Annotated in this window: 14 protein-coding genes; all 14 read left to right on the forward strand. The window is 48.7% G+C overall.

Translation table 11 applies throughout. The features are described 5' to 3' along the window. Nucleotides 1-313 precede the first annotated feature (313 nt). The 14 genes from Q0274_RS09625 to xseA all read left to right on the forward strand — a co-directional run bounded on the left by Q0274_RS09625 (nucleotide 314) and on the right by xseA (nucleotide 13,937). Nucleotides 314-895 (forward strand): hypothetical protein, encoded by a 582-nt coding sequence (locus Q0274_RS09625; RefSeq protein ID WP_298029277.1) that lies wholly within the window; start codon nucleotides 314-316, stop codon nucleotides 893-895. Nucleotide 896: 1 nt separating this feature from the next. Next, the gene (locus tag Q0274_RS09630; RefSeq protein ID WP_298029279.1) at nucleotides 897-2,102 is read left to right on the forward strand and encodes a PD-(D/E)XK nuclease family protein; all 1,206 of its coding nucleotides are present in this window, start codon (nucleotides 897-899) and stop codon (nucleotides 2,100-2,102) included. A 146-nt stretch (nucleotides 2,103-2,248) separates the two neighbouring features. Next, nucleotides 2,249-2,785 carry a 50S ribosomal protein L25/general stress protein Ctc gene (locus Q0274_RS09635; protein ID WP_177388523.1) on the forward strand — a complete coding sequence of 179 codons (537 nt, stop codon included), beginning with the start codon at nucleotides 2,249-2,251 and terminating at the stop codon, nucleotides 2,783-2,785. Nucleotides 2,786-2,793: 8 nt separating this feature from the next. After that, nucleotides 2,794-3,351: an aminoacyl-tRNA hydrolase gene (gene pth, locus Q0274_RS09640; RefSeq protein ID WP_298029281.1), complete on the forward strand. Its 558-nt coding sequence runs from the start codon at nucleotides 2,794-2,796 to the stop codon at nucleotides 3,349-3,351. Continuing rightward, nucleotides 3,348-4,394 (forward strand): LptF/LptG family permease, encoded by a 1,047-nt coding sequence (locus Q0274_RS09645; RefSeq protein ID WP_298029282.1) that lies wholly within the window; start codon nucleotides 3,348-3,350, stop codon nucleotides 4,392-4,394. Before pth ends, Q0274_RS09645 begins: the two co-directional genes overlap by 4 nt. Nucleotides 4,395-4,439: 45 nt before the next feature. Next, nucleotides 4,440-5,753 (forward strand): diaminopimelate decarboxylase, encoded by a 1,314-nt coding sequence (gene lysA, locus Q0274_RS09650; protein ID WP_298029284.1) that lies wholly within the window; start codon nucleotides 4,440-4,442, stop codon nucleotides 5,751-5,753. Further along, a complete protein-coding gene (locus Q0274_RS09655; RefSeq protein ID WP_298029286.1) occupies nucleotides 5,750-6,106 on the forward strand; it encodes a hypothetical protein in 357 nt (118 codons plus the stop codon). Before lysA ends, Q0274_RS09655 begins: the two co-directional genes overlap by 4 nt. After that, nucleotides 6,090-7,166, forward strand: a complete 1,077-nt coding sequence (gene pheA, locus Q0274_RS09660; protein WP_298029288.1) for a prephenate dehydratase — start codon at nucleotides 6,090-6,092, stop codon at nucleotides 7,164-7,166. The genes Q0274_RS09655 and pheA overlap by 17 nt, the downstream gene beginning before the upstream one ends. Further along, nucleotides 7,166-8,275, forward strand: coding sequence for a histidinol-phosphate transaminase (hisC, locus tag Q0274_RS09665; protein ID WP_298029290.1), 1,110 nt, complete (start codon nucleotides 7,166-7,168; stop codon nucleotides 8,273-8,275). The genes pheA and hisC overlap by 1 nt, the downstream gene beginning before the upstream one ends. Continuing rightward, nucleotides 8,265-10,097 (forward strand): 1-deoxy-D-xylulose-5-phosphate synthase, encoded by a 1,833-nt coding sequence (dxs, locus tag Q0274_RS09670; RefSeq protein ID WP_298029292.1) that lies wholly within the window; start codon nucleotides 8,265-8,267, stop codon nucleotides 10,095-10,097. The genes hisC and dxs overlap by 11 nt, the downstream gene beginning before the upstream one ends. 65 nt (nucleotides 10,098-10,162) lie before the next feature. After that, the gene (locus tag Q0274_RS09675) at nucleotides 10,163-10,573 is read left to right on the forward strand and encodes a Fur family transcriptional regulator (protein ID WP_005869540.1); all 411 of its coding nucleotides are present in this window, start codon (nucleotides 10,163-10,165) and stop codon (nucleotides 10,571-10,573) included. Between the two features lie 48 nt (nucleotides 10,574-10,621). Further along, nucleotides 10,622-12,040 carry a CHAD domain-containing protein gene (locus Q0274_RS09680; protein ID WP_298029294.1) on the forward strand — a complete coding sequence of 473 codons (1,419 nt, stop codon included), beginning with the start codon at nucleotides 10,622-10,624 and terminating at the stop codon, nucleotides 12,038-12,040. 9 nt (nucleotides 12,041-12,049) lie between these two features. Then, entirely contained in the window at nucleotides 12,050-12,778 is a 729-nt protein-coding gene (gene ubiE / locus Q0274_RS09685) for a bifunctional demethylmenaquinone methyltransferase/2-methoxy-6-polyprenyl-1,4-benzoquinol methylase UbiE (protein ID WP_298029296.1), read from the forward strand. Further along, nucleotides 12,771-13,937 carry an exodeoxyribonuclease VII large subunit gene (xseA, locus tag Q0274_RS09690; protein WP_298029297.1) on the forward strand — a complete coding sequence of 389 codons (1,167 nt, stop codon included), beginning with the start codon at nucleotides 12,771-12,773 and terminating at the stop codon, nucleotides 13,935-13,937. Before ubiE ends, xseA begins: the two co-directional genes overlap by 8 nt. Nucleotides 13,938-13,947: the final 10 nt, after the last annotated feature.

A 13,947-nucleotide genomic window follows, 5' to 3' on the forward strand; every position in this document is an offset into this window, starting at 1 on the left:
TAAACAAAATTTCAACCAAATTTCAGGGGGGGGGGGGGGGTATAATTACGCATATTTTTTCTATAAGGAGTAGGAAATGCCGGCTAAGAACCGAATGAGTTCCAATAAAACAAAAAGGGCAGGATGCTTTAGAACTCCCGCCCAAAAAGCGGGCGACAAAAAACGTCGCAAAAAGAAATAATCTCGCGCCGTATTTAGTCGCGAAATTTATCTAAAAAGCGCTGAGGTCTTAATGCTTCGGCGCTTTTTAGAATTTAAATCGCGCAAGCGATCAAATGAATAAAATTTTAAAATTTCATCGCAAGAGAATTTTATGAAATATGAGATAATCGACGTCCATACTGCACTAGAAATCGTTTTTAAAAATTTTAAATGGGCACTGCTCATTGGAATTTTGCTGTTGCCGTTAGGCGTGGGTGCCGTGATTTTAGTGCTTTTGCCGTTTCAAAGCATTTTGATCTACAATAAAAACAAAAGATACTTAATCGATATGCAAACAGGTAAAATCACCTTCCCTAGAAGCGACGTTGAAAATAGCATTGTAGCCGTTTTGCTCTGCGCGCCGTATTGGAATTTAATGCGCAGCAGAACCGTCACGGCAGATCAAATCGAGGATATGCGCTTAGAGAAAAAAGAGGTAAAAAGCGCAAATATTTTGAAAATTTTCCTAGCGGTAATTAAATTTTTTAGGATGAGCTCAAAAAGCCCCAAAAGCGCTAGGTTAGGGTGGCACATTAATGACATCCAAACGAGATACTATCTCTACGTCTTTGGAAGCTTCGGCTCGACGGGATTATACTTTTATGACAAACAAAAGCGCGACGAGGTACGCAATGCCATACGAGAATGCGTGCTTAAATTTAGCGCCAAAAATATAGATAGGAATTTATTCTGAGATGATAATTATAAATCGAATGTTTTCGGGCGGCTATTTGAACGAGAGCTTGGGGCACGAGATCATCAATCTTTTTAAAGCAGACAACGGCAGACACTATATCTACGTAAATCCTTACGGCACGATAAACGAGGATGCGAAGGATGCGCACAAAGTTCTTTTAGTGCGTGCTATCTCGAAACATTGTTTTGAAATTTTAGCTTGCGCTAGCAAGTTAAAGCCGCTTTTGAGCGATGAGTTTTTTGCTAGCGGCAGAAAGCGCGGCGCCAAAGAGGAACTTAAAAGACAATCCGAAATGATTGAGGCGCAAAATATCGCTTACGGCGGCGTGCTTCTAAACGAGCTATTTGAAAGCGAAAACGATAGCCCCAATGCGGCGTATATAACATTTGAGACATCGGATTTTAAAAAACCAAAATTTAAATTTTACATCGTTGATGACGAGAAATTGATAGATGAAACGCACTTTTTCGTGCCATTTAAATTTTCCTCGCAATCTTTGAAGCAATATGTCCGCCACGAAAGCGTACTGGATAAAATTTTCGCGCCCGAGCTTTGGCAAGAGAACGATACTACGAAGCGGATCGGGCTAAATGAAATTTTAAATTTTAAAGCTAAAGAGCAAAACATCTTAGAGATAATCGGCAAGATGGACGATGAGTTAAGCTTTTCAAATTGGATAGTCTATTATCTGCGAAACGATGCGGAACTATTTTTAAAATTTGCAAGTGAAATTTTACGGCTAAACGTAAGCGAGGATGCGCAAATTTTAAGAGAATACAAAAATATAGATATTTTCATAAAAGATCAAAACCACGCAATCGTCATCGAAAATAAGATCAAATCCGGTATCAACGGGATAAGACACGATTTGCAAAGCGGCGCAATACGCTCTCAGCTAGATAAATACTCAAAGATTGCCGATCAGCAGGATTCAGGCGGCAGAGCAAAGTGCTTTTTGCTTCTACCTGATTATAGCTATGCAGATAAAGAGTTAGCGAAATTTGATGAGTATGGACGCTATTCGGTCATAAGATACAGCGCGCTTTTAAAATTTTTTGAAACTCACGAATGCAGCTTGAAATTCTACGACGAATTCAAAGACGCGCTGCGAAAGCATGCGAGCGAATACAAAAAGGATTTTTATGAAATCATGGGAGAGCGGCTAATTATGATAATTTTGCGGCATAAAGGCTTATCGTCGTAATTTATATTGCGGTGCACAAAAGACATCCTAACATGCATAAATAAATTCCACTATTGATCGATCTGCATAAAGTCCCATATTTCTTAAATAGATTTAAAGCAACATTTAGCTATTATCACGCTTCATTTTTTCACAAAGGAAACCTAATGTTAGAAGGTATCGTTAGAGATAGTATCGGTAAAAGGGCTTCAAAATCCCTAAAACGAGATGGTTATCTAATCGCTAATATTTATGCGAAAGGATTTGAAAATATTAACGCAGCGTTTAAAGTAAACGACTTTATCAAAGCTATGCGCGCAAAAGAAGATCTTCCTTTCGAGGTTAGCGTGGGCGGTAAGACATATCGCGTCATCGTGCAAGAATACCAAAAGCACCCCGTCACAAACACCCTAACCCACGTAGATTTGCGAGTAGTTCAGGATGACGTCGTAAGCAAATATTTAGTGCCGGTTAAAGTAACTGGCGTCGCTAAAGGGCTAAAAAACAAAGGTATTTTGGTGCAATCCAAGCGCCGTATCGCCGTAAAATGCGCCGGCAAAGATCTACCAAACGATTTTACGCTCGATGTGAGTGATCTTGACGTAGGCGATTCGCTTTTGATCCGCGACATTCCGGTAAAAGAGGGCGTCAGCATCATCCTAGACGGCTCGGTAGCGGTAGTCGGAGTTACTTCGGCTAAATAGGGGCGCCTATGATACTGATCGCAGGACTTGGGAATCCTGCTCAGAAATACGCAGACACCAGACACAACGTCGGTTTTATGCTAATCGACGAAATTTTAAAGACGGGCGGCTTTAGCGAGCTCGGCTCGTCTAAATTCCAAGGCGAGCTTTTTAAAAAGGGCTCGCTGCTTCTTTTAAAACCCCAAACTTTTATGAACTTAAGCGGCAACTCCGTAAAGGCCGTGAATGATTTTTACAAGCCCGAGCGCATCATTGTGGTGCACGACGATATAGATTTGGATCTGGGCGCCGTTAAATTTAAAAAAGGCGGCAGTAGCGGCGGGCACAACGGCATCAAATCGATCGATGCGCTAATCGGTGCGGATTACGAGCGCGTGCGTATCGGCGTGGGCAAAAAACGGCATGACCAGGATGCGGCAAATTTCGTGCTCGGAAATTTTAACGAAAGCGAGCGTGAGAAGTTGAGCGAAATTTTACCCTACGTCGTGCGCGCGGTAGAAGAGCTCATTTGCTCGGATATAGAGCAGATCACGCAAAAATTTACGATTAAAAAGGCTAGGGTGTGAAGTTATACGTAAAATACGCGGCTCTTTCTTATCTGAAGTATTTTTTTATCCTGCTTATAGCTCTTGAGTGCTTTTACGTAGGCATCGATGTGCTTACCAATCTCAAAGATTTTCCCTCAAGCGCGAATACCGCTCTTTTGTATATTGCTCTAACCGCAGCGGTCGCGCTTAGCTACACGCTGCCGCTAAGCCTCATTTTCGCGCTGATTTTAATGATGTTTAATATGATCAGAAGCAATGAGCTAGTGAGCTTCTACGCGCTTGGAGTCAGCAAAAACGCCCTGATCGTGCCGCCCTTTTTGATCGCGCTTTTTATCACCGCGGGTTTTATATCTTTAAATTCCACCTCGTTTGCATACGCGCTGAAATTTCAAAAAAACCTAACCGATCTTACGCCTGCGAGCGGGGATATGTTTTTAAAATTTGAAGGCAAATATGTCTACATCAAAGCCCTTAACGGCAAGGACGCAAGCGGGATCAAGATCTTTGATATCGACTCAAATTCCCTCTCTTCGCGCTCTAGCGCTAGCTATGGCGAATACCGCGGTAAAATTTGGCACCTACGCGACGTAAATACCACTTCGCTGCCGCGCGATATTGCGCTCGGCGGAGCCGGGTTAGGCTACGCTTTTAGCGTAGAGAGCGAGGCACTTAAGGGCTTTGATCCCGCCTCGATCGAGAGTATTTACGCTACGAGCAACGTCTATTCGATCAAGGACGCGATCCGCTCCATCCGTACCTTCGCAGATCAGGGCGTCAACGTCGCCACCATCAAAGCAAGCCTTTACAATATGCTTTTCTTCCCGCTATTTGCGCCTCTGATGGTTTTGATACTTTATTATTATCTGCCGGTTACGGGGCGGTTTTTCAATCTCGCGCTGATGAGCTTCGGCTTTTTCATCGTCACGCTGTGCGCGTGGGGGGTATTTTTCGTACTGATCCGCTTCTCGCTAAACGGCGTAATCGTTCCAGAGCTCGGCGTCATAGCACCCATAGCCGCGCTATTTTGCTTCGCTTCGTTTTTGGTTTTTAAGCATCGTTAAGCCTTGATTTGTTAGAATGGCGCAAAATTTATCGGTGGAAATTCTATGGATTATTCAAGCTTAGCCCGCAAATACGGCACTCCTTTATACGTTTACGATTTTAACGAGATACAAAAGAATTTCATAGCGCTCAAAGAGGCCTTCGCAGCGCGCAAGTCGCTCGTCTGCTTCGCGATTAAAGCAAGCTCTAATTTAAGTATTTTAAAATTTCTATCGGATCTGGGCAGCGGCTTTGATTGCGTCAGCATCGGCGAGCTGCGCCGCGCTCTGTATATCGGCGCAAAGAGCTATAAGATCATATTCTCAGGCGTCGGCAAGCAAGACGGTGAGCTAGAATTTGCGCTAAAGTCGGACATCTTGCTGATAAATTTAGAAAGCGAAGCCGAGATGCTGCGCCTGGAGCGGATCGCGCAAAAGCTAAATAAGCCCGCTCGCATCAGCATCCGCGTAAATCCGAACGTCGATGCTAAGACCCACCCCTACATCTCCACGGGGCTTAGCGAAAACAAATTCGGCGTCAGCATCGAGACCGCGCGCAAAATGTATATCTACGCCAAAAAGAGCAAATTTTTAAATCCCGTTGGTATCCACTTTCACATCGGCAGCCAGCTCACGGACATCTCTCCGATCTGCGACGCCGCAAAAATAGTAAGCGATCTGCTGCGCGAGCTGCGAGCCCTTGAGATCGATATAAAATTTTTCGACGTGGGCGGCGGCATCGGCATCCGCTACGAGGATGAAAAACAGATCGTGCTCTACGACTACGCGCAAGGAATTTTAAAGAGCCTAAGCGGGCTAGATGTCACGATCGTGTGCGAGCCGGGGCGCTTCATCACGGGAGCTTCGGGCGTCCTCCTTACCCGCGTGCTTTACGAAAAACAAAACTGCGGCAAGCGCTTCGTCATCGTAGACGGCGCGATGAACGATCTCATACGCCCGAGCCTCTACGGCGCGCACCACGCCATCGAGATCATTGGCGCTTCGGAGGGTATAAATTTAAACGAACCGGACGCGAGCGAAGTAAATTTAGGCGGCAGGAGCTCGGATCAAACAAGCGGCTCGTGTGCGGATGAAAAAAATTTGGGCGGCGCAAATTTAGCCGCAGCGAGCCTCTGCGACATCGTGGGCCCGATCTGCGAAAGCGGCGACTTCCTAGCCAAAGGGGTGAGCCTTCCTAGCTTGCAAAGTGGCAATCTGCTCGCGATCAAAAGTGCCGGCGCCTACGGCTTTTCGATGTCGAGCAACTACAACACCCGCTGCCGCGCCGCCGAGGTCGCGGTTTACGACGGGCAGGACCGCCTGATCAGAAAGCGCGAAAGCTTTGATGAGCTAATCGCGCTAGAAAAGGATCTCGTATGATCCGCGCAGCGAGCCGCTTAAAACACGGCGCGATCTTAAATTTCAAATCCGAGCGCGCAGCGGCTTTAAATCTCAAATCCAAACAAAATGCGCCTCTAAATTTTACGGCAAAACAAAGCCCCGTTTTGAATTTTAACCGCGCCTCTTTAAATTTCAGATCCCGCTGCGACGAATTTTATCGCGCCTTCTTAGCGCGCGGAAGTTGCGGCGCGACTATCTTAAGCGGTGAAATTTTAAGTTCGCGCGGTAAGAATTTCAAAGCGTCCGGCAAAAGAGGCGGCGTGAAATTTTTAAAATCCGCGCCGAAATTTAGGGGCGAGAAAAAGGAGGGTTGTGATGCAAAACATCGATGATCTGCGCGTTTGTATCGACAGGCTGGATGATGAAATTTTGCGCCTTATCGACGAGCGCATGGGGTTTGTCAAAAAGATCGGTGAGCTGAAGCAGACTGCGGGCAGCGCGATCTATCGCCCGGAGCGCGAGCGCTCGATCATCAGCAGGCTGGACGGCGGAAAGGCGCGGAATTTAAGCAAAGAGGCGATCGAAGCGATATTTTTTGAAATTTTCTCGGTTTCGCGAAATTTAGAAAAGCCGCAGATAGTCGCGTTTTTAGGGCCTTTCGGCACCTATTCGCACCAAGCCGCCAAGAGCCGCTTCGGCGCGGTAAGCTCCTATCTGCCGCTCTCGAACATCGAGGCGGTCTTTAAGGAGCTTGATAGCGGCGAGGCCAAATACGGCGTCGTGCCGATCGAAAACAACACCGAAGGCGCGGTGGGAGCGACGCTTGATTGCTTGCGAAAATACGAGGGCGTCAAGATCGTCGCCGAAATTTATATGGATATCCACCACTGCTTTGCGAGCCACTGCGACGACGTAAGCACCGTGGATCAGATATTCTCGCATCCGCAAGGATACAATCAGTGCCTTAAATTTCTAGACGATCACGGCCTTAGCGGCGTCAAATTTACCGCGACCAAATCTACAGCACTTGCTGCACAGATGGCAGCTGCCACGCCGCACTCCGCCGCGATCTGCTCCAAGATCGCCGCCGATCTTTACGGCGTGCCGATGATGTTTCAAAAGATCGAGGACAACTCCGCCAATCGCACGCGCTTTTTCGTGCTGAGCGACTTTAAAAACCAAAAGAGCGACCGCAACAAAACGAGCATCCTAGCCAAAACCGACGACCGCCCGGGCGGGCTCGTAGACTTTTTGCAGATGTTTCGCAACGAGGGCATAAATTTAACCAAATTAGAAAGCCGCCCTGTTAAGCTTAGGGATTTTAAATGCATCTTTTATGTCGATTTTGAGGGACACATCGACGATGAGCGCGTGGCGCGCGTGCTGCAAAACGCGCAGAAAAACGGGCACGAAATCACCTGGTTGGGAAGTTACATAAACGGAGGGGAGTGATGAAATTTAACGAATTTGTAGAAAATCTAAGCAATTACGAAGCGGGCAAGCCGATCGAGCTTGTGGTGCGGGAGTTTGGTATCCGCAAGCAGGACGTATTAAAGCTTGCCAGCAACGAAAACCCTTTCGGCACTAGCGAGGCGGTGCAGGAGGCGATCGTGCAAAATGCCACCTGTGCGCATCTTTATCCCGATGATTCGATGTATGAGCTAAAAGGCGCGCTCGCCTCGAAATTCGGCGTAGAGCCGCAAAATATCATCATCGGCGCGGGCAGCGATCAGATCATCGAGTTCGCGCTGCATGCCAAGCTCAATTCGCGCCGCGCGATACTGCAAGCGGGCGTTACCTTTGCGATGTACGGCATCTACGCAAGCCATTGCGAGGCTAAAGTTTATAAAACGAACGCGCAGGAGCACGATCTAGCTGAGCTTTTAAAAATTTATAACGCGCACAGGGATGAAATTTCGGTCATCTTTTTGTGCGTGCCGAACAATCCGCTGGGCGAATGCTTGGATGCGGAGGAGGTGTATGAGTTCGCCAGCAGCGTAGATGAGAACACGCTTTTAGTGATCGATGCCGCATACAACGAATTTGCTGCGTTTAAAGATGAGCGCAAGAGGCTTGATCCTAAGCTCTTAATTCAAAATTTTAAAAACGTGCTCTATCTAGGCACCTTCTCAAAGGTCTACGGCCTAGGCGGTATGCGTGTAGGCTACGGCATCGCGCCGCGGCAAATCATAAGCGCGCTTTATAAGCTGCGACCGCCCTTTAACATCACGACGCTTAGCCTCGCAGCGGCGATTGCGGCACTAAAAGACGAGGCTTTCGTGCAAAAAAGCCTGCAAAACAACGCCGCGCAGATGAGCCGCTTCGAGGATTTTGCGCGCGAGCAAAATTTAGAATTTATCCCTAGCTACGCAAATTTCATCACGTTCAAACTTAGCCCGCCGCTAGATAGTAGCGAGCTTTGCGAGCAGCTTCTGCGCCGCGGCGTCATCATTAGAAATTTAAAAAGCTATGGGCTAAACGCCGTGCGCATCACGATCGGTACGCCTGAGCAAAACGATCGCGTCTTTGGCGCGCTGGGAGAAATTTTGAGTGGATATTAAAAATAAAAGCCTAGAGGAGCTACGGGAGCTTTGCACGCAGATCAGGGCGCGCATCATCGAAGTCGTGAGCAAAAACGGCGGCCATCTAAGCTCAAACATGGGCGCGGTCGAGCTCATCGTGGCGATGCACTACGTATTCGACGCCGCGAGCGATCCGTTTATCTTCGACGTAAGCCACCAAAGCTACGCACACAAGCTTCTAACGGACCGCTGGGAGGAGTTCGGCTCGCTTAGGCAGTTCGGCGGTATCAGCGGCTACACGAAGCCTAGCGAGAGTAAATTTGACTACTTCGTGGCGGGGCACGCCTCGACGTCGATCTCTTTAGCCGTGGGTGCGGCAAAAGCGATAAGCCTAAAGCGCGAAAATCGCGTGCCGGTCGTACTCATCGGCGACGGATCTATGAGCGGCGGTATGACTTATGAGGCGATGAACGAGCTAGGCGATCTGCGCTTGCCCTGCGTCATCATCCTAAACGATAACAAAATGAGCATCAGCAAGCCTATCGGCGCCTTTAGTAAGTACCTAAGCCAAGCGATGGCGGGCGAGACATATCAAAAATTTAAATCCCACGTAAGAGAGCTGCTATCCCACGCTCCGCAAAGCGCGACATATATGGCAAAGCGCTTTGAAAATTCCTTAAAGCTCATTATACCTGGGATGTATTTTGAGGAGCTTGGGCTTGATTATATCGGTCCCGTGGACGGGCATAATTTAGAGGATCTAATATCGGCGCTAAAGACGGCAAAAAGCGCGCGCAAGCCCGTCGTCGTGCACGCTCAGACGATCAAAGGCAAAGGCTATGACAAGGCCGAGGGCTATTTGGAGAGCTGGCACGGCGTAGGGCCTTTCGATATTCAAAGCGGAGAATTTAAGAAAAAATCCGCCGCCAAAAGCGCCACGCAAATTTACGCCGAAGCTCTTTTAAGCTTAGCCGCCAAGCATGAAAACGTCGTGGGCGTGACCGCCGCAATGCCGAGCGGCACCGGCATGGATAAGCTGATCGAGAAATTTCCTCACCGCTTCTGGGACGTCGCGATCGCCGAGCCGCATGCGCTAAGCTCGATGGCTGCGATGGCGCGCGAGGGTTTTAAGCCGTACGTTACGATATATTCGACCTTTATGCAGCGCGCGTTCGATCAGATCGTTCATGACGCGGCGATTATGAACTTAAGCTTAGTCCTTGCGATGGATCGCGCGGGCATCGTGGGCGAGGACGGCGAGACGCACGAGGGGGTCTTTGACGTGAGCTTCTTAAACGCGATTCCAAACGTCAGCATGTGCGCGCCGCGAGACGAGGCGAGCTTTAAGCGGATCGTCGAGTACTCCTACACGCATGAGGGGGTTTTGGCGATCCGCTATCCGCGCGGAAGCTTTATATTGAACTGCGACGAGACCGGTGTATCTGCAGTAGAGCTTGCAAAATCGGTGTTTTTAAAGTGCAGCGATAGCGCGCACGTAGCACTCATCGGCTATGGAAACGGCGCGGGCAGAGCGTATAAAACGGCCGAGGCGCTGGAGGGGCAGATCGAAGCGGACGTCGTGGATCTAGTCTTTGTGAAGCCTTTGGACGCCGAGTTTTTGCGAAGCTTAGCTCGCAAAGATAAAATTTGGTACGTCTTTAGCGACAATGCCAAAAAGGGCGGCGTCGGTGAAATTCTAAGCGCATTTTTGCAAGAAAATGAAATTTCGGACGTAAAGATCGTGAGCTTCGAATTTGCTGATATCTTTTTACCGCACGGCAAGACCGCCGACGTGGAGCGTAGCTTGGGCTTGGATATCCAAACTCTAACCGAGCGAATATTAAGTGATAAAAAGTATTAGTTAATATCAACTTTGTTTAAAGTAAAATTTGATAATATCACTTTAAAATTTTTTGAAGGACAAAAATGAGCCACGTAGAACTACTCAAAACTTGCGGGCTGAAAGCAACTCCGCAAAGATTGTGCATCCTAAAGGTGCTCGATCGCCACGAACATCCAAGCATAGATGACCTATACGAGGGGATCAAAGAGGACTATCCATCCATTTCACTAGCGACGGTTTATAAAAATTTAAACACCCTGCTCGACGAAGGGGTCGTAGTCGAGGTCAATGCGCCGAATAAAAAGAGTCGCTACGACATCTATCAGATGCCGCACATCCACGTCGTATGCGAAAAATGCGGCAACGTCACGGATCTTTTCATGGATGATGCCTTTAATAAGGACGTTTTGAAAAACATCGAGCGCAAAGCTGGCAATTTCATCCGCAAGCTAAATATCACCGCTACGGTCGAAGACTGCGAAAAGTGTAGATAGTTTAAAGAATTTTCTGCTATTATTACCCACTTTATTTTTGGAGCGGGTATGCAAACTAAGCGTAAATTTTTATTGAGCGACGATTCGATTCTGCGGACGCTAGAGCGTGCGGGGCTGAAATGTCGCAAGGTAAAGATCACTTGGTTTTATACTTCGTTCTATCCCGAAATTTATTATATCCGCCAAAACGACGAATGCTCTTTGCACCACAAAAAAGAGGATCTCGACAGACAAACTCTAAATTTTAAAATTTCAAAAGATGATTTCAAAGAGGCTTTAGAAAGCAGGATCGCTTGCATCGTGCAAAAAAACCGCTACGGCTTTGCTAACGACGAGGCGGAGTTTTGGTTAGAGCTTTACGGCGGCGAGCTAAGTACGCTCGTGATTTTGCGAGCGAAATTCCAAAGCGAGGCGGCAAGCGCAAATTTTGATTTTGTAAAAACCTTCGGCAGCACCGATTTTTGCGAGATCACCGACGATTACCGCTACAAAAGCCGCTATCTGGCGCGCTACGGCATCCCGCCGCGCTCGCTTGATTTCGCGCACGCCCGCAGCGTTTTTAAAAAATTTAGCCGAGTTAAATTTTTCGCGCTGCCCTATGCAGACAGCGTTAAACTCGCACGCTTGGCGCTTGAGCTAGCGTGGATGAGGGCGTGCGGCGCAAAAAGCGAATATCAAAAAAGCCTAGCCCCCGAAGCTCTTCACGAGCTGCGCGTGCAGATTCGTAAATTTAGAGCGGTTTTGAAGCTATCCGCGCCGCTTTTCGAGGCGGAAAAAAGGAGCGAAATTTTAAAACTGCTAGCAGAATTTATGAGCCGCACCAATCAGCTGCGAGACCTTCATGTTTTTGCGGAGTTTTTAAAAGCTGACGATGCGCCTGCGAGCTTTTTGCAGCAGCTAAATCTTATCGCGAAGCGCTCGGAGGATAAAATTTTAGAATTTCTTTCTAGCGCGGAATTTGCAGATTTAAACGGCGCTATTAGCGGCTTTTTAAGCGGCGCGGACGGCATCTACGCGCGCAGCGAATATGAAAAAATTTCAAAAAAGTTCGCCTCCGCCCGCCTCTGCAAGCTGATTAAAAGCTTGCGCGCGGAGCTAAAAAATTTAAAGCAAGGTTTATCGCTGCAGGCATTTCACGACGCGCGCATAGGGCTAAAGAGGCTGCGATACGCGCTTGAAATTTTTGCAAGAAGCTTTGATGAGGGTTGCGTCAGGGAGCTGTTTAAACGCACCAAGGCCGCCTGCGAGGATTTCGGCGCGCTGCAAGATATCAGCGTGTGGCAAAATTTTATCGCGATCTATCAAAAAGCAAGCGATAAAAGCGGCGTCGCGTTTGCGTATCTGCTGGCTCTAGACGCCCGCTTAAACGACCGCCGCGCCGAGCTGGAGGAAAAAATTTTAAATGAAAAAGAGGCTCTTTTGCGCGCGCTGAAAAGATCGCTGCGCAAAATCAAAGCATACGAATAAGGAAAGCCCGTGCAAAAACAGGAAAAAATCATAAAGATGTTCGATGAGATCGCGCCTACCTACGATCTGGCAAACCGCGCCATCAGCTTCGGCGTGGACGTTTCGTGGCGCAAAAAAGCGGTCGAGCTGACGCTTGAAAAGCTTAAAGGAAAGCTCGTGAGTATCGCCGACGTCGCGTGCGGTACGGGCGATATGATAAGCTCGTGGCGCGACGGCGCGGCGCAGCACGGCGTGCAGATCGAGCGGATCGTGGGGATCGATCCGAGCGAGGGGATGCTCGAGGTGGCTAGGCAAAAATTTCCCGGCTGCGAGTTTATCAAAGCAACCGCGGGCGCCACGACGCTAGATGATGCGAGCGTGGATATTTTAAGCATCAGCTACGGCATAAGAAACGTCGTGGAGCTGGACGCGGCGCTTGCGGAGTTTAATCGGATCATCAAACCTGGCGGTTCGCTTGTGGTTTTGGAATTTACCAAAGCCGCAAGCGGCGGGCTCGCGTTTAAAATCAGAGATTTTTACGTGAGCAAAATTTTGCCCAAAATCGGCGCCTTTATCTCGAAAAACAAAGAAGCCTACGAGTATCTGCCAAGCTCCATCGGCAGCTTCCTAGACGCCGCGAGCTTTAGCGAAAAACTCAAAAACGCGGGCTTTGAGCTGCGCGTGCAAAAGGGCTTCAGCTTCGACGTCAGCACGCTTTTCATCGCGGAAAAAATCGCACGGGAAAACGACGATGCTTAGCGTAAGCGAGCTAAATGCCCAAGCCAAGGCACTTTTGGAGACGAGTTTTAGCTTCGTCGAGGTCGAGGGCGAGATATCTAAGTTTAGAGCTCAAAGCACGAGCGGGCACTGGTATTTCACGATCAAAGACGCGAGCGCGGCGATCGATTGCGCGATGTTTAAATTTAACGCCGCGCGGATAAATTTTATCCCCGCCGTCGGCGATAAGCTCATCGTAAGCGGCAAGGTCTCGCTCTACGCCCCCACGGGCGCATATCAGATTCAGGTATCAAACATCCGCAAAAGCGGCGAGGGCGAGCTGGAAGCGGCGTTTGCCGCGCTAAAAGAAAGGCTTAGCAAAGAGGGGCTTTTCGATGCCTCGCACAAAAAACAGCTTCCGAAATTTGCCCAAAGCATCGCGATTATCACGAGCGCGGGCTCTGCGGCGCAGGCGGATATGCTTCGCACGGCGCAGGACCGCTTCGCGCTTTGCAAGATCGATCTGTATAACGCGCTAGTGCAAGGCGAGGGCGCGCCTGCTTCGATCATAAGCGCTCTGCGCGTAGCCGACGAGAAAGGCTACGATGCGATCGTAATCGCTCGCGGCGGCGGCTCGCGCGAGGATCTGTGGTGCTTCAACGACGAGGTCTTGGCTCGCGCGATCTACGCAGCCAAAACGCCCGTCATCTCGGCAGTCGGGCACGAGATCGATTTTAGCATCAGCGATTTCGTAGCCGATCACCGAAGCCTCACGCCCACCGCCGCGATGATCGACCTGCTGCCCGATATTTGCGCGATCTTTCAGAGCCTAGACGGCGTAAGCGACGCACTTGATAGGCTGATAAAAGATAAAATTTCATCCGCACAAAACGCGCTGAGCATCGCGGCTTTGCATCTTAAATCAAAATCGATCGAGCCGAAAATTTCAGGCTCGATTGCCAAGCTTTCAAATTTAGAGCTTAAATTTAAAAATTTCATCGGCTCCAAGCTAAGCGCCGCAGAGCACGCGCTAAGCGCCAAAGATGAGCTTTTGGCGCAAAAGGCGAAATTTTTTGAGACCACCAAAGACCTCGTTCAAATCCAAAAGGGCGGCAAAACGGTGAGCTTGGGCGAGCTTGCCGCGGGCGACGAGTTCGTCCTTTGCTCGCAGCAGCTCAGCAAAAACGCGAAAATCATCTAAAGGAGTCAAA

The sequence above is a fragment of the uncultured Campylobacter sp. genome, from assembly GCF_937973075.1.
Classification (GTDB): domain Bacteria; phylum Campylobacterota; class Campylobacteria; order Campylobacterales; family Campylobacteraceae; genus Campylobacter_B.

Excerpts from the sequence above, each read along its gene's own strand:
- xseA (WP_298029297.1), top strand. The coding sequence starts at position 12,771 with ATGCTTAGCGTAAGCGAGCTAAATGCCCAAGCCAAGGCACTTTTGGAG.
- Q0274_RS09680 (WP_298029294.1), top strand. The coding sequence starts at position 10,622 with ATGCAAACTAAGCGTAAATTTTTATTGAGCGACGATTCGATTCTGCGG.
- Q0274_RS09655 (WP_298029286.1), top strand. The coding sequence starts at position 5,750 with ATGATCCGCGCAGCGAGCCGCTTAAAACACGGCGCGATCTTAAATTTC.
- pheA (WP_298029288.1), top strand. The coding sequence starts at position 6,090 with ATGCAAAACATCGATGATCTGCGCGTTTGTATCGACAGGCTGGATGAT.
- pth (WP_298029281.1), top strand. The coding sequence starts at position 2,794 with ATGATACTGATCGCAGGACTTGGGAATCCTGCTCAGAAATACGCAGAC.
- Q0274_RS09630 (WP_298029279.1), top strand. The coding sequence starts at position 897 with ATGATAATTATAAATCGAATGTTTTCGGGCGGCTATTTGAACGAGAGC.
- lysA (WP_298029284.1), top strand. The coding sequence starts at position 4,440 with ATGGATTATTCAAGCTTAGCCCGCAAATACGGCACTCCTTTATACGTT.
- Q0274_RS09675 (WP_005869540.1), top strand. The coding sequence starts at position 10,163 with ATGAGCCACGTAGAACTACTCAAAACTTGCGGGCTGAAAGCAACTCCG.
- Q0274_RS09625 (WP_298029277.1), top strand. The coding sequence starts at position 314 with ATGAAATATGAGATAATCGACGTCCATACTGCACTAGAAATCGTTTTT.
- Q0274_RS09635 (WP_177388523.1), top strand. The coding sequence starts at position 2,249 with ATGTTAGAAGGTATCGTTAGAGATAGTATCGGTAAAAGGGCTTCAAAA.
- hisC (WP_298029290.1), top strand. The coding sequence starts at position 7,166 with ATGAAATTTAACGAATTTGTAGAAAATCTAAGCAATTACGAAGCGGGC.